Source organism: Sulfoacidibacillus thermotolerans, assembly GCF_003144315.1.
Classification (GTDB): domain Bacteria; phylum Bacillota; class Bacilli; order Alicyclobacillales; family SLC66; genus Sulfoacidibacillus; species Sulfoacidibacillus thermotolerans.
Genome location: NZ_MPDK01000002.1, coordinates 39,467 through 56,523, shown reverse-complemented (window position 1 = coordinate 56,523; position 17,057 = coordinate 39,467). Strand labels below are relative to the sequence as shown.

The following is a 17,057-nucleotide window of genomic DNA, read 5'->3' as shown; positions in this document are numbered from 1 at the left end:
CTCCTTAATTCCATTACGTTCAATATGCTAAATGTCAGTGTATCGTAATTACTCATACATCGTCAAGAGAATCAAGCATGTTCGGGTACTCAATATGCCTTAGACAAAGACCGTGAGCAGGCGCAGTTGGACCTGCCGCTCTGCGATCGCGAAGATGCAAAATCCGCTCAACGTCCTCGCTTTGCAATTGTCCTTTACCCACTTCCAACAATGTCCCCACAATGATGCGAACCATATGGTGAAGAAATCCATTGCCGGTGATGTCAATATCTAAACGTGAAGTTTGCTCATCATGAGCAAAATGAATGCGATGCACCGTCCGAATCTTTGATGCTTGTTGTGCTTTCGCTGCACAAAAACTGCTAAAGTCATGTTCACCAAGCAGATGTACAGATGCATCCCGCATCGCATCAAGATCAAGCGGCTGTGGTTCATGAAGTGCATAACGTCGCAAAAATACATCCGGCACACGACGCATTACAATCGTATAGCGATATGTTTTCCATAAAACAGAGCGCCGCGCATCAAATCCATCATCCACAAAAGTCGCACTTTGCAATGCCAAGTCAACCGGGAAGCGACGCGCACATATATACGGTAACTTCTCAATTGCGATCCGATATTTTGGCAAAGCGAAATGAAACACTTGAGCGCGTGCATGCACACCAGCATCCGTACGACTTGCGCCTACGGTTTCTACTGGATATGCAAATAATTCCTCAAACACACGCTCAATTTCTCCCTGCACTGTGCGCAAACGCGGCTGCCGAGCAAATCCATGAAAGTGTGTCCCCTCATAGGACACGACACACTTAACTTTTTGCATCTTCTTTCTATACTTACTCGACGAGTTCGATATACACCATTTCAGTGGCGTCGCCGCGACGAGGGCCGAGCTTTAGAATTCGAGTATAACCGCCTTGGCGTTCTGCATAGCGCGGGCCAATCTCTGAGAACAACTTTTGCAACACATTTTGCCTTTCCAGGCCTTCGATAGGTTCTGGACGAACATACTTTGCCGCCGTACGGCGTGCATGTAAGTCGCCGCGTTTTGCCAAAGTGATCATTTTATCCGCCACTTTGCGCAATTCTTTCGCCTTTGCCTCTGTGGTTCGGATACGGCCATACATGAACAGGTCAGTCACTAAACTGCGCATGAGAGCTTCACGTGAACCCGTGCGGCGATTCAGTTTGCGATATCCCACTTTGGATACCTCCTTAGTGCAAGTTTAAAAGTGAGTTAATCTTCTTCACGTAATCCAAGTCCAAGTTGCTCTAGCTTTTCCTGCACTTCTTCGAGCGACTTGCGACCTAAATTACGAACTTTCATCATTTCATCTTCCGTCTTCGAGCATAATTCTTGAACCGTGTTAATTCCAGCACGCTTCAGACAGTTATAGGAACGCACCGACAGATCTAATTCTTCAATGGTCATGTCAAGAACTTTATCTTTGCGTTCATCACCGTGATCAATCGGTTGCTCATGGTGACGCACTCGATCGGTCAGACCCATGAATAGATACAATTGATCGGATAGTATACCTGCTGCCATACTCACGGCTTCATCAGGTTTCACACTTCCGTCCGTCCACAGTTCTAAGGTCAATTTATCATAATCCGTAACCTGTCCGACGCGTGTGTTTTCGACCTGGTAATTGACGCGGTAAATCGGAGAATAGATCGAATCAACGGGCAACACGCCGATCTCTTGATCCTCACTTTTATTCAAGTGAGCCGGTACATAACCGCGACCATTGCGCGCTGCAATTTCGGCGTAAATGCGAGCCCCAGGTGCGAGTGTGGCGATGTGAAGCTCTGGATTCAGGATCTCCACATCGGAATCAGCGCGAATATCCCCAGCTTTAATTTCTCCCGGCTGATCTACATCGATGAACAGCTTTTTCTCTTCATCCGAATGAATTTTCAACGCTAGGCGCTTCAAATTTAAAATAAACTCGGTCGTGTCCTCAACCACGCCGGGAATGGTCGAAAACTCATGCAATACGCCTTCGATTTTGACGGAAGTAACTGCCGCCCCGGGTAACGACGACAAGAGAATCCGCCGTAGTGAATTCCCAAGTGTCGTCCCATACCCTCTTTCGAGCGGCTCGACAATAAATCTGCCATACTTTCCATCTTCACTGAGCGTGTCCGTTTCGATCCGGGGTTTTGCTATCTCAATCATCCACATAACCCTCCTTCGGGCGACGCCAACGCGCAAAATGAGACTCTAGCACAAAGCGAATGCCATGCACCCGCTAACATGCACTTAACGCGAATAGTACTCAATGATCAATTGTTCAGTCACCGGCACGTCGATTTCATGACGTTCAGGGAAACGAATCACTTTTCCGCTGCGAGCGTCTAAATCCCGTTCTAACCAAGAAACGACAGTTTTACTGCCAGCTGACTCCAGTAATTCTTTAAATTTAGGCGATGCAGCGCTTTTTTCACGTACTGTAATTACATCGCCAATCCGCACCGCATACGAAGGAATATCAATGCGTCGACCATTCACTTCGAAATGTCCATGCTTCACTAACTGACGCGCTTCAGGACGCGACCCAGCAAATCCCAAGCGATACACAACATTGTCCAAACGAGTTTCAAGCAATGCGAGCAAGCGATCACCCGTGATCCCCTTTTGTCTCGCAGCTTCTTCATAGTAAGCGCGGAACTGTTTTTCTAACACGCCATAAAGACGACGTGCCTTTTGTTTCTCGCGCAATTGAATGCCATATTCACTCGTGCGTTTGCGTCCTTGACCGTGCTGTCCAGGCGCATATCCGCGGCGATCAATGGCACATTTGTCCGTATAGCAACGTTCACCCTTGAAGTACAATTTTAGGCCCTCACGACGGCAAATCCGGCATACGGGGTCCGTATATCTCGCCATTCTAGTATTGACACCTCCTGGAAATTTTATGCGATCCTTTGCATAGATTGCGCCAGAATCGCATAACCTAAGCGCTTATCCCTTACTCAGACGCGACGGCGCTTTGGTGGACGACAGCCATTGTGGGGAATTGGCGTTACGTCTTTAATCGCAGACACCTCTAAACCAGCTGCTTGCAACGAGCGAATCGCTGCCTCGCGACCTGCGCCTGGACCTTTTACATACACTTCGACAGTTTTCATTCCGTGCTCCATCGCTGTCTTTGCTGCAGATTCAGCAGCCATCTGTGCCGCAAAAGGAGTGCTTTTACGCGATCCTTTGAAACCAAGAGCTCCTGAACTCGCCCAACTAAGTGCATTTCCTGATGGATCTGTAATGGTCACAATTGTATTGTTAAACGTGGAACGAATGTGTGCAATCCCACTCTCTACATTTTTCCGGTCGCGGCGTTTTGTCCGCACGGTCGTAGTAGACTTGCGCTTCACCTTTGTAGCCACTTGTACGCCTCCCTACCTACTTCTTCTTCCCTGCCACTGTGCGCCGTGGACCTTTGCGCGTGCGGGCATTCGTCTTACTGCGCTGACCGCGAACAGGCAATCCTTTACGATGACGCATGCCGCGATAAGAACCTATTTCAATTAAACGTTTAATGTTCAGAGCGATTTCGCGCCTTAGATCACCTTCAACCTTTAGTGAACGGTCGATTTCATCGCGCAGTTTTTGTACTTCTTCTTCTGTCAAATCCCGCACCCGCTTATCCGGGTCCACTCCCGTCTTTGCGAGGATCAGATTTGCAGTCGGCCGACCGATTCCAAAAATATAGGTGAGACCAATTTCAATTCGTTTTTCGCGCGGCAAGTCAACGCCTGCGATCCGAGCCATTCCATGCACCTCCTAAACTCTCCATCGAATTATCCTTGACGCTGCTTATGTTTGGGATTCTCACAAATAACCATCACCTTGCCCTTGCGGCGAATGATCTTGCACTTTTCGCAGATGGGCTTTACCGAAGGACGAACCTTCATCGCTCAAACCTCCTTGCTCCACTTCACGGTTATTTATACCGATAGGTGATCCGGCCTCTTGTCAAGTCGTATGGTGACAATTCTACCGTAACTCTGTCTCCAGGTAAAATCTTGATATAATTCATTCGAATTTTTCCTGAGACATGCGCTAAAATTTTATGGCCGTTTTCCAATTCAACTCGAAACATGGCATTGGGTAGAGGCTCAATCACTTTTCCCTCTACTTCAATCACATCATCTTTCGCCATGCGCTAATTCCCCCCTCTTGGCTCACAGAACCGTCATCAATTGCGGTCCGTCCTCGGCGATTGCCACTGTATGCTCAAAGTGCGCACAAAGAGAATGATCTTCTGTGACGACTGTCCAGTTGTCAAGCAGTGTCCGTACTTCAGGTCCACCTAAATTCACCATCGGCTCAATGGCTAAGACCATGCCAGGTTTTAGTCGCGGGCCCATGCCTGGCGGACCATAATTTGGAATCTGAGGGGACTCATGCATCTCCTGTCCGATCCCATGACCCACATACTCCCGAACAATCGACATTCCACGCGCCTCGACATACACCTGAATCGCATGCGAGATGTCGGACAGACGATTGCCAACTTGCGCCTGCTTAATTCCCTCATACAGCGAAGCTTCTGTGACATCGAGCAACCGTTTTGCTTCTGGAGAAATCTCTCCGACAGCATACGTATAGGCACTATCTCCGTGATATCCTCTGTACTGCGCCCCAATATCTACAGTGACAATGTCGCCCGCTTGAACTTTTCGGTCTCCCGGAATGCCATGCACTAGTTCTTCGTTGATCGAGATACAGCTAGACGCCGGAAAGCCCTGATAACCTTTAAACGAGGGAATTGCGCCCGCTTTTCGGATGACGCTTTCCACCACCGCGTCCAACTCGCGCGTTGAGATCCCAGGACTTAAGACCCGTTTGATTTCTGCGTGCGCTAAGGCGACAATGCGGCCCGCTTCACGCATAATCTCCAACTCGCGGCGGGATTTAACGGTGATCATTTCGTTTCGCCTCGCAATGTCCGCCATATCTCATCATACACATGCCCAATCGGTTGTTCACCGTCAATTTTAGCCAACAATCCGCGCGCCGCATAGAAGGCAGCGAGTTCCTCCGTACGTTGCATGTTTTCCCTCAACCGAACCGCGACAGCTTTAGGTTCGTCATCCGGGCGTGTGATCAACTCTCCGCCACACCGATCACACACATTTTCTACCCGTGACGGGTTGAAAATCACGTGATAACTAGCTCCACACTTCTTACACACTCGCCTCCCCGTGAGACGCGATAACAGTTCTTCTTGGGAAACGACCAAATACAACACATGTGTTAGAGGTCTAGAAATTTCAGCTAGCATCTCGTCGAGCGCAACTGCTTGCGGTTGCGTCCTCGGAAATCCGTCGAGCAAAAAGCCGTTTTGCGCGTCAGGCGCCTGTAGACGTTCGCGCACCACCCGAATCGTCAGTTCGTCTGGAACGAGAAGGCCAGCATCAAGATATCCCTGGACCTCCTTACCGAGAGGCGTTCCTGCAGCGATTGCAGATCGAAACATATCCCCAGTTGCAATGTGTGGGATGCCGAAATCCTGCGTGATATTCGCTGCTTGCGTACCTTTGCCGGCACCCGGAAGCCCTAAAAATACGACTTGCATGCCTACCCACTCCTTCTCTGCCAAACTGAGATTATCGGATGAAGCCCTTGTAGCTTCGCTGTAGTACAAGACCTTCAAGTTGTCGTACCGTGTCAAGCGCTACACCAATTACAATGAGCAGCGATGTACCGCCAAAATAAAAGGCAACACCAGACAAACCAGTGACCCCCATAAAGAGGTATGGAACCGCTGAAACAACTGCTAGAAAAATGCCACCCACAAGTGAAAGGCGATTCATAATGCGAATCAGATAGTCTTCCGTGGCCTTTCCAGGTCTAACCCCAAGAATATATCCTCCATTTTTCTGCATCTGTTCAGCCAATTGACTCGGGTTGATCTGAATCAGCGTATAGAAAAAGGTGAATCCCACGATAAGCACCATTTCCGCTACTATAAATACTGTCGAAGTTGGACTCAACGTCGATATAATCCAATCGGCCACGTGATTTCCACGAAAGAACTGGGCGATAATCGTTGGGAAAAACAGCACAGAGGTCGCAAAAATCACTGGGATTACCCCTGCTGCATTGACCTTAATTGGAATAAACGTACTCTGGCCGCTGTAGACCTTCTGCCCCACTTGTTTTTGCGTGTACTGAACTGGAATTCGGCGAACACCTTGTTGCACAAAAACAACGAATACAACAAGGATCAAGACACCGAGCATCATCACAATCACTTTGATGATGTTTAAGAACAATTGATCAGGATGCGCATAAAACCAATTGGTGTATATTTGCGGAATCACAGTCTCAAGTCTCGACAAGATACTTAAGAAAATAATTACCGAAATACCGTTTCCCACACCTTTGTCAGTAATTTGCTCACCCAACCACATCAAAAACGTAGTACCTGCTGTCAGGGTTAGGGCAATCAAAATGTAGGTCCAAATACTTGGATCCACGATAAAACCTGGCCCCAGCTGACGGCTGAACGAAAACGTCAACGCGGAAGACTGCACAAGTCCTAACAGGATGGTTAAATACCTGGTCCACTGTGTCAGTTTTGCCCGCCCCGTCTCGCCTTCTTTCGACCAGTCCTCCCACTGCGTTATGACGCCCATCTGTAATAACTGAACAATGATCGACGCCGTCACATAAGGATAGATGCTCATAGAAAAAATCGAGAAATTAAAGAGCGCGCCTCCGGAAAACGTATTAAGCAACCCTACCACAGGGCTCTTGGCGGCAAGCGACTGCAACATCGACGCATTGACACCTGGCACAGGTATCACTGCGCCAATGCGATAAATTGCAAGGATCAACAAGGTGATCAACAAGCGTCTGCGCAAATCTTTTGCACGCCAGACACGCCCGAGGCTTTGCCACATTTAGATCACCTCGACTGTGCCGCCAGCCGCTGCGATCTTTTCCTGAGCTGATTTGGAAAAGGCATGCGCGCGTACTGTCAGTGCTACAGACAAGTCGCCTACTCCTAGAATCTTAACGCCATCGCGAAACGTCTTAATCACACCGCTCTCTTTTAGAAGGTCAGGTGTAACCACTGTTCCGGCTGCGAATCGAGCTAATTCTTTTAAATTGACAATCTCCCATTCTTTCTTAAAGGGGGAATTTGAAAATCCGCGTTTTGGCAAGCGTCGGAAAAGTGGCGTTTGCCCCCCTTCAAAACCAGGACGAACTCCGCCGCCCGAACGAGCCCACTGACCTTTGTGGCCTCGACCAGACGTCTTGCCAAGTCCAGATCCAATGCCGCGTCCAAGTCGCTTACGAGTGTGACGAGATCCGGGCACTGGAGCAAGTTCATGTAATTTCATTGATTATCCCTCCAAGAGCTACTAAGCCTCGATCTCTTTCCACTCGACCAAATGGCTAACCTTGTCAATCATCCCGCGCACGGAAGGACTGTCTTCACGCACGACCACCTGGTTCAATTTGCGAAGACCGAGTGTCTGCACGGTCGCACGTTGTGATTCGGTACGACCAATTAAGCTGCGAACCAGTTTGATTTGCAATTGTTTCATCGAGATTTGTCCTCCTAACCGCGCAATTCCTGGAGTGTCTTTCCGCGCAGCCGAGCAACCTCGTCCGGCCGTTTAATCGCTGCTAAGCCTTTCAACGTCGCATGCACCATGTTGATCGAATTTGAGGACCCTAGTGATTTCGTCACAATGTCCTTAATTCCTGCTAATTCCAAGACTGCGCGAACAGGGCCGCCAGCAATGACTCCGGTACCTTCACGCGCTGGCTTAATCAACACTTTCCCTGCGCCAAAACGTCCAACAATCTCATGCGGAACTGTCGTTCCACGCATCGGGACGTTAATTAAGTTTTTCTTTGCGTCAGCGACGCCTTTGCGAACAGCTTCCTGCACTTCAGAAGCCTTCCCAAGGCCAGCCCCGACATGCCCTTGCCCGTCACCAACGACAACCAGCGCACTAAAGCTAAATCGCCGGCCGCCCTTTACGACTTTAGCGACACGATTGATCGAGACCACCTTTTCCGACAAATCGAGATTTGATGGATCAATATGCACGAGCAACTTCCCTCCTTTACTTTAGGCGATTAGAATTCTAGACCTGCTTCGCGCGCCGCATCCGCAAGCGCTTGAATTCGTCCATGATAGAGATAACCGCCCCGATCAAACACCACTTTGGTAATACCTTGTTCCAAAGCGCGCTCTGCTACCAATTGCCCAATCGCCTTCGCCGCTTCTACTGTATTGCCGTGAGGAACACGTTCACGAACAGACTTTTCAACTGTTGACGCTGAAACAATCGTGCGTCCACTAACATCATCGATCATCTGTGCATAAATGTGCTTCTCTGAGCGAAATACGTTTAATCGCGGACGTTCCGGCGTACCACTCAGTTGCCGCCGAATCCTCGCATGTCGACGAGCACGAACGGCTTCCTTGTCCGGTTTAGTAATCACGTTTTCACACTCCTAAGCCTTACTTCTTACCCGTTTTGCCAACTTTACGGCGCACGACTTCATTTTCATAGCGAATCCCTTTACCCTTATATGGTTCAGGTTTGCGTAAATCACGAATCTTCGCTGCAAAAATGCCTACTTTTTCTTTGTCAATTCCTTTGACGATCACCCGATTATTCGCTGGAACGTCTAGTTCCAGACCTTCATCAGGGACGATCTCGACCGGATGTGAGAAACCCAGAGACAAAGTTACTTTATTGCCACTTTTCGCCGCACGGTAACCAACACCTACGAGTTCTAAGCCTTTTTGAAAGCCATTTGTCACACCTTCGACCATATTGGCCACAACGCTGCGCGTTGTGCCGTGCAGGCTGCGATGAAGCTTGCCGTCGCTTGGACGCTCGACATGAATCTCGCTGCCTTCCATTCGCACAATCATGTCCGGGTGCAATTCACGCGTCAATGTGCCTTTGGGACCTTTGACCGTCACTACATTGCCCTCAATCTGCACGTTCACACCGTCTGGAATTGCGATACTCTTCTTACCAATCCGGGACACGATCACACCTCCTTTAAATTAACCCTTGTGCATTACCACACGTAGCAAAGCACTTCTCCGCCTACTTTATTTTTGCGGGCTTCACGATCTGTCATGATCCCCCGCGATGTCGAAACGATTGCAATTCCAAGTCCGCCTAAAACACGCGGGAGTTCTTCAGATCCCGCATAAACACGTAGACCTGGTTTACTAATGCGCTTTAGCCCTGTAATCACGCGTTCGTTGTTTGGACCATACTTGAGATGAACACGGATTGTTCCTTGTTTATTATCACGAATAAACTCCGCGTCCCGAATATACCCTTCTGCCTTTAAAATGTCAGCAATTGCACGCTTGATCCGCGACCCAGGAATATCCACTTTCTCATGGCCGACCATATTGCCATTGCGAATCCGGGTCAACATATCCGCAATCGGATCTGTCATCACCATGCCAAGACAACCTCCTTCCGTTTACCCTTACCAGCTCGATTTGGTGACGCCAGGTAGTTGTCCCTGGTGCGCCAATTCGCGAAAACAAATCCGACATATACCGAATCTGCGCAACACAGAGTGCGGACGGCCACAACGTTCGCAGCGCGTATACGCTCTTGTGCTGAATTTCGGCGGACGCTGAGCCTTAATAATCATTGACTTCTTGGCCACAACTCTACCTCCTAAACGCTTTTAAGATTTCCGAAACGGCATTCCTAGTTCTGTGAGCAAGGCCAACGCTTCTTCGTCCGTTTTGGCTGAGGTCACAATCACGACATCCATGCCACGAACTTTATCCACTCGATCGTATTCGATTTCCGGAAAAATCAATTGTTCCCGCAATCCCAGTGTATAGTTGCCGCGTCCATCAAACGCTTTTGGAGAAACTCCACGAAAGTCGCGGACACGCGGCAATGCGATGTTAAAGAGTTTATCAAGAAACTCATACATACGATCTCCACGCAGAGTAACCTTCGCGCCAATTTTTTGTCCTTCACGCAACTTAAACCCAGCAATCGACTTCTTCGCGCGTGTAACAACAGGTTTTTGTCCGGAAATCAAGGTCAAATCATTAACCGCATGATCCATGACCTTTTCGTTTTGCGCAGCTTCACCAACACCCATGTTGATCACGACTTTTTCCAAACGCGGCACTTGCATCACACTGCGATATTGAAATTTTTGCATTAACTGCGAGACCACTTCACTTTGATACCGATCGCGCAAACGCGCCATTCCCTACACCTCTTTTCCAACCTGGCTACTTATCGATGATTTCGCCAGACTTTTTCGCGTATCTGACCTTCGTGCCATCTTGCAAAAATTTGTAGCCAACGCGCGTCGGAGCTCCCGTCTTCGGATCTACAATCGCTACGTTTGACGCATGGATTGGCGCTTCGCGCTCCACAATCCCACCGTCTGGCATGTCCATACTAGGTTTCATATGGCGCTTAATCATGTTCACGCCTTCAACTAAAACGCGATTTTTCTTTGGAAAGACTGCAAGTACTTTCCCTTTTTTATCGCGATCTTTTCCAGTCGTCACAATGACTTGATCGCCTTTTTTGATCTTTAGCTTCGGTTGCGTCATCATCACACCTCCTCGATCCAAAGCAGCCCCTACAGAACTTCGGGAGCCAACGAAATGATTTTCATAAAATCGCGATCCCGCAGTTCACGGGCTACTGGTCCAAAAATCCGAGTTCCACGCGGACTTTTATCTTCGCGAATAATCACTGCAGCATTCTCGTCAAAGCGAATATATGAACCATCCGCCCGCCGCACACCGCGTCGCGTTCTTACAACAACAGCCTTGACAACGTCGCCTTTCTTGACAACGCCACCTGGTGTTGCACTTTTCACAGAAGCAACGATGATATCTCCGATATTTGCCGTGCGACGATTCGATCCACCGAGCACTCGGAAACACATAATTTCCTTAGCGCCGGAATTGTCCGCCACAGCAAGTCGTGTTTGGGGTTGAATCACGGCAATTGCCTCCCTTCATACAGCGTTATACTACCTCGCTGTAAAATAACCTCACAGTATTTCAGCCTTCTTTACAATTTCCACTAACCGCCAACGCTTATCTTTACTAAGCGGACGCGTTTCCATGATTTTTACCACATCGCCGATCTTCGCTTCATTTTGCTCATCATGCGCTTTGAAGCGATTGGTATGCTTTACGCGTTTACCATAGAGCGGATGCGGCTTCGTCGTCTCAACTGCGACTACGATCGTTTTTTGCATCTTATCACTTACGACCGTACCAGTCCTAACTTTACGTTCGTTCCGGGTCTCAGCCATTCAGATCGATTCCCCTTTCCATTAAACTCAACCGATGCCAAGCTCGCGTTCGCGAAGAATCGTCTTTGCTCGCGCAATGGCTTTGCGCACCTCGCGCACACGCATCGGATTTTCACATTGTCCAGTTGCCAATTGGAACCGCAAGTTGAACAATTCCTCTTTCAGAGAACCAATTTCATCGACTAGTTCGCCATTCGTCTTCAAACGGAGATCTTTAGCCTTCATTTGGTTCACCTCCCATATCCGCACGCGCAACAAACTTTGTCTTAATCGGAAGTTTGTGCGACGCTAACCGCAGCGCTTCTCGTGCTACCTCTTCTGGCACACCTGCCAATTCAAATAAAATCCGCCCCGGCTTCACTACTGCAACCCATTTTTCCGGAGAACCTTTCCCGCTCCCCATCCGAGTTTCGGCTGGTTTTGCAGTTACAGGTTTACTCGGAAAGATTTTAATCCACACTTTACCACCACGGCGAATGTAACGCGTCATAGCAATACGAGCAGCTTCGATCTGACGATTGGTAATCCACGCCGGTTCCAACGCCTGTAGGCCGTATTCACCAAACGTGACCTCGTTGCCACCCTTGCTCATGCCTTTCATACGCCCGCGATGTTCCTTGCGGTGCAACACGCGTTTCGGCATCAACATGGTTTGTTACCTCCCTATTCGGCGGTTTTCTTCCCGCGCGTCGGCAAGACTTCTCCGCGGTAGATCCACACCTTGACTCCGATTCTTCCATACGTTGTGTGCGCTTCGCTAATTGCATAATCGATGTCTGCACGCAGCGTGTGAAGCGGCACTGTCCCTTCTGAGTAGCCCTCCGTACGTGCAATATCAGCGCCTGCCAGGCGACCTGAAATTTGCACTTTGACACCCTTTGCCCCAGCGCGCAAAGTGCGTTGAATCGCTTGTTTCATTGCGCGGCGAAATGCGACACGGCGCTCAAGTTGCTGTGCAATATTGTCTGCAACTAGCTTGGCATCAAGATCCGCCACTTTAATCTCGTTAATACTGATGTGAACTCGCTTCCCTGTCAAGCTTGAAAGCTGATTGCGCAGCGTATCTACCTCAGATCCGCCCTTACCAATCACCATACCAGGCTTTGCGGTATGGATGGTCACATTTAAACGATTCGCTGAACGTTCAATTCCTACGCGAGAAACTGCCGAATCTTTTAAGCGCTTAAGCACAAATTCACGCACTTTTAAATCCTCGTGCAGTAACCCTCTGTACTCTTTCTTATTGGCAAACCACTTTGAATCCCAGTCGCGAATAATGCCAATGCGCATTCCGATTGGGTGCACCTTTTGCCCCATGCAGTCAATCCCTCCCTACTTTTCGCCAACAACTACCGTAATGTGACTTGTGTGTTTAAGAATGCTAAATGCCCGTCCCTGTGCTCGCGGATGGAATCTCTTGAGCGTAGTGCCTTGATCAACAAAGATCTTTTTCACAACGAGTTGCTCAACATCCATGTTGTAATTATGCTCCGCATTTGCAATGGCCGATCGCAATACCTTTTCCACCACAGGCGAACCCGCCTTTGGGGTGTGGCGCAAAATGGAGATCGCTTCCCCAACGCGTTTGCCGCGGATCAAATCCACAACCAAGCGCACCTTCCGCGGAGCGATCCGAATGTGCCGCGCAACAGCTTTGGCTTCCATCTCAGTACCCCCTTCACTTCAATTTCCAGTTAAACAACAAATTTAACGCGAACGCGAAGCCTTCTCATCGCCCGCATGTCCTTTAAAGGTACGCGTCGGCGCAAACTCACCGAGTTTATGGCCAACCATATCTTCTGAGATATAAACCGGAACATGCTTACGACCATCATGAACTGCGATGGTGTGACCCACAAATTGCGGGAAAATCGTCGAACGGCGCGACCATGTCTTTATGACGCGTTTTTCATTTGCCGCATTGAGCGCATCAACCTTCTTTAACAAATGATCGTCCGCAAACGGCCCCTTTTTTAATGAACGGCCCACGATAACGTCCTCCCTTCTCGCACATCACGCTGCATTATTTTTTGCGGCGACGCACGATATACTTATCCGTTCTGTGATTCTTTTTCCGAGTCTTCTTCCCAAGCGTTGGTTTGCCCCAAGGTGACATCGGAGACTTGCGCCCAATCGGAGCACGCCCTTCACCACCACCGTGCGGGTGATCGTTTGGATTCATTACGACCCCGCGAACTGTTGGACGAATGCCAAGCCAGCGTTTGCGACCCGCTTTTCCATAGTTCACATTCTCGTGATCGAGGTTCCCCACTTGTCCAACCGTCGCCCTGCATTCAATGCGCACCATACGAACTTCACCCGAAGCCAAGCGCAATTGTGCATAATCGCCCTCTTTTGCGAGCAATTGAGCTTCTGCGCCCGCTGCGCGAGCCATTTGACCGCCCTTGCCAGGCTTCAACTCGACGTTGTGCACAACTGTACCGACCGGAATTGCAGAAAGCGGCAATGCATTTCCAACCTTAATATCAGCATCCGGACCAGAATGAATCGTATCGCCCACCTTTAGTCCAACAGGCGCAAGTATATACCGCTTTTCCCCGTCCACATAATGGATCAGTGCAATCCGAGCAGAACGGTTCGGATCATACTCAATCGTGGCAACACGGCCGGGTATGCCATCTTTATTGCGCTTAAAATCAATGATTCGATACTGCCGCTTATGACCGCCGCCGCGATGACGCGTGGTAATTTTCCCTTGATGGTTGCGTCCAGCACGCTTAGGAAGTGCCTCCAGCAGTGTTTTTTCTGGTGTGTCTGTCGTGATTTCATCAAATGCCGCCACAGACATAAAACGACGACCTGGCGAAGTCGGTTTATACTTTTTAATTGCCAACGCGGATCCCTCCTTTACTCAGAACTACGCTTGACCGAAGAAATCAAGTTGCTGCGAGTCTTCTGTTAACGTAACCATTGCCTTTTTCCACTTTGACGTATAGCCAACATGACGCCCAAAACGCTTGCGTTTTGCTGGCACCCACATCGTGTTCACCTTCACAACTTTAACTCCTGGAAAAACTGTTTCTACAGCTTTTGCAATCTCAATTTTGTTCGCATCGCCAGCAACTTCAAAAGTATATACTTGGCGTTCTGCTAACCCCATTGATTTCTCAGTGACAAGCGGACGTCGGATGATATCGTGAGCGTTTTTCACTTCGCGAACACCTCCTCGACACGCGCAACGCCAGCCTTTGTAATGACGAGGCGGTCGTACGCTAGCACGTCATAAACATTGAGCCCTTCAGCGGCGCAATAAGACGTACCCGGAATATTGCGAACGGACAAGTAGACATTTTCGCTCTTCGTTGCATCGACAAGCAGCGCCTTACTTGTTATACCTAACGCCTTTAGCGCTTCATGCATCCGCTTGGTTTTCACTTCTTGCATCGCCAGTTCATCAAGAACAATGATCGTGCCCGCTTGCACTTTTGTCGTCAATGCAGAACGCAAGGCAAGACGGCGAATTTTTTTGGGCAATTGATATGCGTATGACCTTGGTGTCGGTCCATGCACCGTACCACCACCAACCCATTGCGGAGAACGAATGCTACCCTGACGCGCACGCCCCGTTCCTTTTTGTTTCCAAGGTTTACGACCACCGCCGCGCACTTCCGAGCGACCTTTCACTTTGTGCGTCCCCGCCCGCCTAGAAGCGAGTATACTTTGAACCACATCAAACATTGCACCTTGATGAACAGGCGCGTTCCACACCGCATCGGACAATTCGATTTCGCCCACTGCAGCCCCACTCATGTTGTAAACAGGAACTTTCGGCATTTCTTGCAACCTCCTTTCTTGCTAATTAGCGCTGTTTCACTGCCGAGCGCACGGTTACATACCCTTTTTTCGGCCCTGGTACAGCACCTTTGATCAACAATAAATTGCGTTCGCGATCCACGCGCACCACTTGCAGATTCTGCACAGTAACCCGCTCATGTCCCATACGCCCCGCCATTGTTTGACCTTTAAAGACGCGATTCGGGTTAATCGATCCTAACGATCCTACACCACGGTGATACTTGGACCCGTGCGCCATAGGACCACGAGACTGATTGTGCCGTTTAATCGGTCCAGCCGTCCCTTTGCCTTTTGATACGCCGATTACATCGACAATATCGCCCGCACTAAACGTATCTGCAAACACCTCTTGCCCAACTTCATACGCTTGATCAAGCGGACCGCGAAGTTCACGAACGTAGCGCTTGGCCACTGTATTGGCTTTTGCAGCATGACCAGCCAACGACTTATTCGGTCGTTTCATGTCGGCAAAACCGAGTTGAACGCTGCTGTAACCGTCTGTTTGCGGCGTCTTAACCTGCAACACTACACAGGGACCCGCTTCAATTACCGTTACAGGAACTACGTTTCCGTCCTCCAGAAACACTTGCGTCATGCCAAGTTTGCGTCCTAAAATCCCTTTCACTTTCGCACCTCCCTAGCCGTGCACACATTACAATTTAATCTCAATATCTACACCAGACGGTAAGTCTAAGCGCATTAACGCATCTACAGTCTGTTGCGTCGGACTCAATATATCGATCAGTCGCTTATGTGTTCTCATCTCAAACTGTTCGCGTGAATCCTTATACTTGTGCGGAGAACGCAGAATGGTGATCACAGATTTATCTGTCGGCAGCGGAATCGGTCCCGCGACACCAGCGCCTGATCGTTTCGCAGTCTCAACGATTTTTTCGGCAGATTGATCCAGTAGCCGATGATCGTACGCTTTGAGTCGAATTCGAATCTTTTGCTTTGCCACATATTTCCCTCCTTCATCGCCCAATTGTTCCGGTTTCATCGACCGGCTGGACATACTCCGCAAAAATTTCCTCATTGGTACCTATATGGCTCAGGTACATGAGCAACCTTTTGCCTCATCGCAGTCAGAAACCAACAGTATGAAATTATACTAAAGATGCGCGCAAAATACAAGGAAGAACATTGTTTGCCCGATCTGATCATTCCTTACGGTGATTGTGGTAGATAGTGTTCTTGCGTTGGCCCAATAAATTTAAAATGATCAAGCGGCCAAAATACGAAGTCTACACGCCCAATCACCGAAGAGATCGGTATCGGCCCGATCACACGCGAATCTTCACTAATATTTCGGTTGTCCCCCATGACAAACAAGTGACCCGGCGGTACTGTAACCGGACCAAAATTCTTGTATGGATTCATAGGACCGTTTATAAATGGTTCTTTGATTAATTTCCCGTCAATGTAGAGTTGTCCATCGTAAATGCGCAAGGTCTCACCAGGTATGCCGATCACACGTTTTACCCAATCCTCGCCAAACGGGGACTTAAACACAATGATATCACCTGGCTTTGGCGGGCCAAAATAATAGGGGATTTTATCGACTAGCAATCGTTCGTTATTGCGCAGCGTGGGATACATTGAAAGGCCGTCGACTTGAAATTGTGCGAAGAGGAAGTGATGGATAAGAAAAGCAATCACGACTGCTACTAGAATGGCTTTAACCCAATCCCAGATATTACTCCATCCAGATTTTTGGTTCGCAGCGGTTTCAGATGATAATCCATCTTTTCGGCCGCGTGACGGTTCACTCATCGTGTGCCTCCTTCACTAAAACGCGTTCATCAAACGATCTGCCGTCTAAAAGATACGGGTTTAATTATACATGCTCTACTACTAATACACCACCTACTATGGTACATCTTTTCCCCACAAGAAATTGGCTAACTCACAAGTGCCTTTCACA

The 17,057-nt window shown here is 48.9% G+C and carries 33 protein-coding genes; all 33 read right to left on the bottom strand.

The window, feature by feature from the left end; all coding sequences use genetic code 11:
* Positions 1-52 precede the first annotated feature (52 nt).
* Positions 53-826, bottom strand: coding sequence for a tRNA pseudouridine(38-40) synthase TruA (truA, locus tag BM613_RS00675; RefSeq protein WP_109429238.1), 774 nt, complete (start codon positions 824-826; stop codon positions 53-55).
* Positions 827-839: 13 nt separating this feature from the next.
* On the bottom strand, positions 840-1,205 hold the full coding sequence (rplQ, locus tag BM613_RS00670; RefSeq protein WP_109429237.1) for a 50S ribosomal protein L17: 366 nt from the start codon (positions 1,203-1,205) through the stop codon (positions 840-842).
* Positions 1,206-1,240: 35 nt separating this feature from the next.
* Positions 1,241-2,185, bottom strand: coding sequence for a DNA-directed RNA polymerase subunit alpha (locus BM613_RS00665; RefSeq protein ID WP_109429236.1), 945 nt, complete (start codon positions 2,183-2,185; stop codon positions 1,241-1,243).
* Positions 2,186-2,269: 84 nt separating this feature from the next.
* Complete coding sequence (gene rpsD, locus BM613_RS00660; RefSeq protein ID WP_109429235.1) at positions 2,270-2,896, bottom strand: 30S ribosomal protein S4; 627 nt, start codon at positions 2,894-2,896, stop codon at positions 2,270-2,272.
* An 86-nt stretch (positions 2,897-2,982) separates the two neighbouring features.
* Positions 2,983-3,393, bottom strand: a complete 411-nt coding sequence (gene rpsK, locus BM613_RS00655; protein WP_425450674.1) for a 30S ribosomal protein S11 — start codon at positions 3,391-3,393, stop codon at positions 2,983-2,985.
* A 16-nt stretch (positions 3,394-3,409) separates the two neighbouring features.
* Positions 3,410-3,778 carry a 30S ribosomal protein S13 gene (rpsM, locus tag BM613_RS00650; RefSeq protein ID WP_109429234.1) on the bottom strand — a complete coding sequence of 123 codons (369 nt, stop codon included), beginning with the start codon at positions 3,776-3,778 and terminating at the stop codon, positions 3,410-3,412.
* 29 nt (positions 3,779-3,807) lie between these two features.
* Entirely contained in the window at positions 3,808-3,921 is a 114-nt protein-coding gene (gene rpmJ / locus BM613_RS00645) for a 50S ribosomal protein L36 (RefSeq protein WP_057900126.1), read from the bottom strand.
* 29 nt (positions 3,922-3,950) lie between these two features.
* A complete protein-coding gene (infA, locus tag BM613_RS00640; protein WP_067561620.1) occupies positions 3,951-4,169 on the bottom strand; it encodes a translation initiation factor IF-1 in 219 nt (72 codons plus the stop codon).
* Between the two features lie 22 nt (positions 4,170-4,191).
* On the bottom strand, positions 4,192-4,938 hold the full coding sequence (gene map / locus BM613_RS00635) for a type I methionyl aminopeptidase (RefSeq protein ID WP_109429233.1): 747 nt from the start codon (positions 4,936-4,938) through the stop codon (positions 4,192-4,194).
* The gene (locus BM613_RS00630; RefSeq protein WP_109429232.1) at positions 4,935-5,588 is read right to left on the bottom strand and encodes an adenylate kinase; all 654 of its coding nucleotides are present in this window, start codon (positions 5,586-5,588) and stop codon (positions 4,935-4,937) included. The genes map and BM613_RS00630 overlap by 4 nt, the downstream gene beginning before the upstream one ends.
* A 31-nt stretch (positions 5,589-5,619) precedes the next feature.
* Positions 5,620-6,918, bottom strand: coding sequence for a preprotein translocase subunit SecY (secY, locus tag BM613_RS00625; RefSeq protein WP_109429231.1), 1,299 nt, complete (start codon positions 6,916-6,918; stop codon positions 5,620-5,622).
* Entirely contained in the window at positions 6,919-7,362 is a 444-nt protein-coding gene (gene rplO / locus BM613_RS00620; RefSeq protein ID WP_109429230.1) for a 50S ribosomal protein L15, read from the bottom strand.
* 21 nt (positions 7,363-7,383) lie between these two features.
* Complete coding sequence (gene rpmD, locus BM613_RS00615; RefSeq protein ID WP_109429229.1) at positions 7,384-7,569, bottom strand: 50S ribosomal protein L30; 186 nt, start codon at positions 7,567-7,569, stop codon at positions 7,384-7,386.
* Between the two features lie 14 nt (positions 7,570-7,583).
* Positions 7,584-8,081, bottom strand: a complete 498-nt coding sequence (rpsE, locus tag BM613_RS00610) for a 30S ribosomal protein S5 (protein ID WP_109429228.1) — start codon at positions 8,079-8,081, stop codon at positions 7,584-7,586.
* A 29-nt stretch (positions 8,082-8,110) separates the two neighbouring features.
* On the bottom strand, positions 8,111-8,479 hold the full coding sequence (gene rplR, locus BM613_RS00605) for a 50S ribosomal protein L18 (protein WP_109429227.1): 369 nt from the start codon (positions 8,477-8,479) through the stop codon (positions 8,111-8,113).
* 19 nt (positions 8,480-8,498) lie between these two features.
* Positions 8,499-9,038: a 50S ribosomal protein L6 gene (rplF, locus tag BM613_RS00600; RefSeq protein WP_109429226.1), complete on the bottom strand. Its 540-nt coding sequence runs from the start codon at positions 9,036-9,038 to the stop codon at positions 8,499-8,501.
* 32 nt (positions 9,039-9,070) lie between these two features.
* Positions 9,071-9,469, bottom strand: coding sequence for a 30S ribosomal protein S8 (rpsH, locus tag BM613_RS00595; protein WP_109429225.1), 399 nt, complete (start codon positions 9,467-9,469; stop codon positions 9,071-9,073).
* Between the two features lie 27 nt (positions 9,470-9,496).
* Entirely contained in the window at positions 9,497-9,682 is a 186-nt protein-coding gene (locus tag BM613_RS00590) for a type Z 30S ribosomal protein S14 (RefSeq protein WP_109429224.1), read from the bottom strand.
* A 21-nt stretch (positions 9,683-9,703) separates the two neighbouring features.
* A complete protein-coding gene (gene rplE, locus BM613_RS00585; RefSeq protein WP_109429223.1) occupies positions 9,704-10,246 on the bottom strand; it encodes a 50S ribosomal protein L5 in 543 nt (180 codons plus the stop codon).
* 25 nt (positions 10,247-10,271) lie between these two features.
* Positions 10,272-10,601 (bottom strand): 50S ribosomal protein L24, encoded by a 330-nt coding sequence (rplX, locus tag BM613_RS00580; protein WP_109429222.1) that lies wholly within the window; start codon positions 10,599-10,601, stop codon positions 10,272-10,274.
* Positions 10,602-10,630: 29 nt separating this feature from the next.
* Positions 10,631-10,999, bottom strand: coding sequence for a 50S ribosomal protein L14 (gene rplN, locus BM613_RS00575; protein WP_109429221.1), 369 nt, complete (start codon positions 10,997-10,999; stop codon positions 10,631-10,633).
* Between the two features lie 51 nt (positions 11,000-11,050).
* Complete coding sequence (rpsQ, locus tag BM613_RS00570; protein WP_109429220.1) at positions 11,051-11,317, bottom strand: 30S ribosomal protein S17; 267 nt, start codon at positions 11,315-11,317, stop codon at positions 11,051-11,053.
* Positions 11,318-11,344: 27 nt separating this feature from the next.
* Positions 11,345-11,542: a 50S ribosomal protein L29 gene (gene rpmC, locus BM613_RS00565; RefSeq protein ID WP_109429219.1), complete on the bottom strand. Its 198-nt coding sequence runs from the start codon at positions 11,540-11,542 to the stop codon at positions 11,345-11,347.
* Positions 11,532-11,966 carry a 50S ribosomal protein L16 gene (gene rplP, locus BM613_RS00560; RefSeq protein WP_109429218.1) on the bottom strand — a complete coding sequence of 145 codons (435 nt, stop codon included), beginning with the start codon at positions 11,964-11,966 and terminating at the stop codon, positions 11,532-11,534. The genes rpmC and rplP overlap by 11 nt, the downstream gene beginning before the upstream one ends.
* A gap of 14 nt (positions 11,967-11,980) precedes the next feature.
* Positions 11,981-12,634 (bottom strand): 30S ribosomal protein S3, encoded by a 654-nt coding sequence (gene rpsC / locus BM613_RS00555; RefSeq protein ID WP_109429217.1) that lies wholly within the window; start codon positions 12,632-12,634, stop codon positions 11,981-11,983.
* Positions 12,635-12,649: 15 nt separating this feature from the next.
* Positions 12,650-12,982, bottom strand: coding sequence for a 50S ribosomal protein L22 (rplV, locus tag BM613_RS00550; protein ID WP_109429216.1), 333 nt, complete (start codon positions 12,980-12,982; stop codon positions 12,650-12,652).
* Positions 12,983-13,024: 42 nt separating this feature from the next.
* On the bottom strand, positions 13,025-13,306 hold the full coding sequence (gene rpsS, locus BM613_RS00545; RefSeq protein WP_109429215.1) for a 30S ribosomal protein S19: 282 nt from the start codon (positions 13,304-13,306) through the stop codon (positions 13,025-13,027).
* A gap of 34 nt (positions 13,307-13,340) precedes the next feature.
* Entirely contained in the window at positions 13,341-14,171 is an 831-nt protein-coding gene (rplB, locus tag BM613_RS00540) for a 50S ribosomal protein L2 (RefSeq protein ID WP_109429214.1), read from the bottom strand.
* Between the two features lie 24 nt (positions 14,172-14,195).
* Positions 14,196-14,489 (bottom strand): 50S ribosomal protein L23, encoded by a 294-nt coding sequence (gene rplW, locus BM613_RS00535; RefSeq protein WP_109429213.1) that lies wholly within the window; start codon positions 14,487-14,489, stop codon positions 14,196-14,198.
* Positions 14,486-15,112: a 50S ribosomal protein L4 gene (gene rplD / locus BM613_RS00530; protein WP_109429212.1), complete on the bottom strand. Its 627-nt coding sequence runs from the start codon at positions 15,110-15,112 to the stop codon at positions 14,486-14,488. The genes rplW and rplD overlap by 4 nt, the downstream gene beginning before the upstream one ends.
* Before the next feature lie 25 nt (positions 15,113-15,137).
* On the bottom strand, positions 15,138-15,758 hold the full coding sequence (gene rplC, locus BM613_RS00525) for a 50S ribosomal protein L3 (protein ID WP_109429211.1): 621 nt from the start codon (positions 15,756-15,758) through the stop codon (positions 15,138-15,140).
* A 27-nt stretch (positions 15,759-15,785) separates the two neighbouring features.
* Positions 15,786-16,094: a 30S ribosomal protein S10 gene (gene rpsJ / locus BM613_RS00520; RefSeq protein WP_146192738.1), complete on the bottom strand. Its 309-nt coding sequence runs from the start codon at positions 16,092-16,094 to the stop codon at positions 15,786-15,788.
* Positions 16,095-16,300: 206 nt separating this feature from the next.
* On the bottom strand, positions 16,301-16,906 hold the full coding sequence (gene lepB / locus BM613_RS00515; RefSeq protein ID WP_109429209.1) for a signal peptidase I: 606 nt from the start codon (positions 16,904-16,906) through the stop codon (positions 16,301-16,303).
* Between the last annotated feature and the right edge of the window lie 151 nt (positions 16,907-17,057).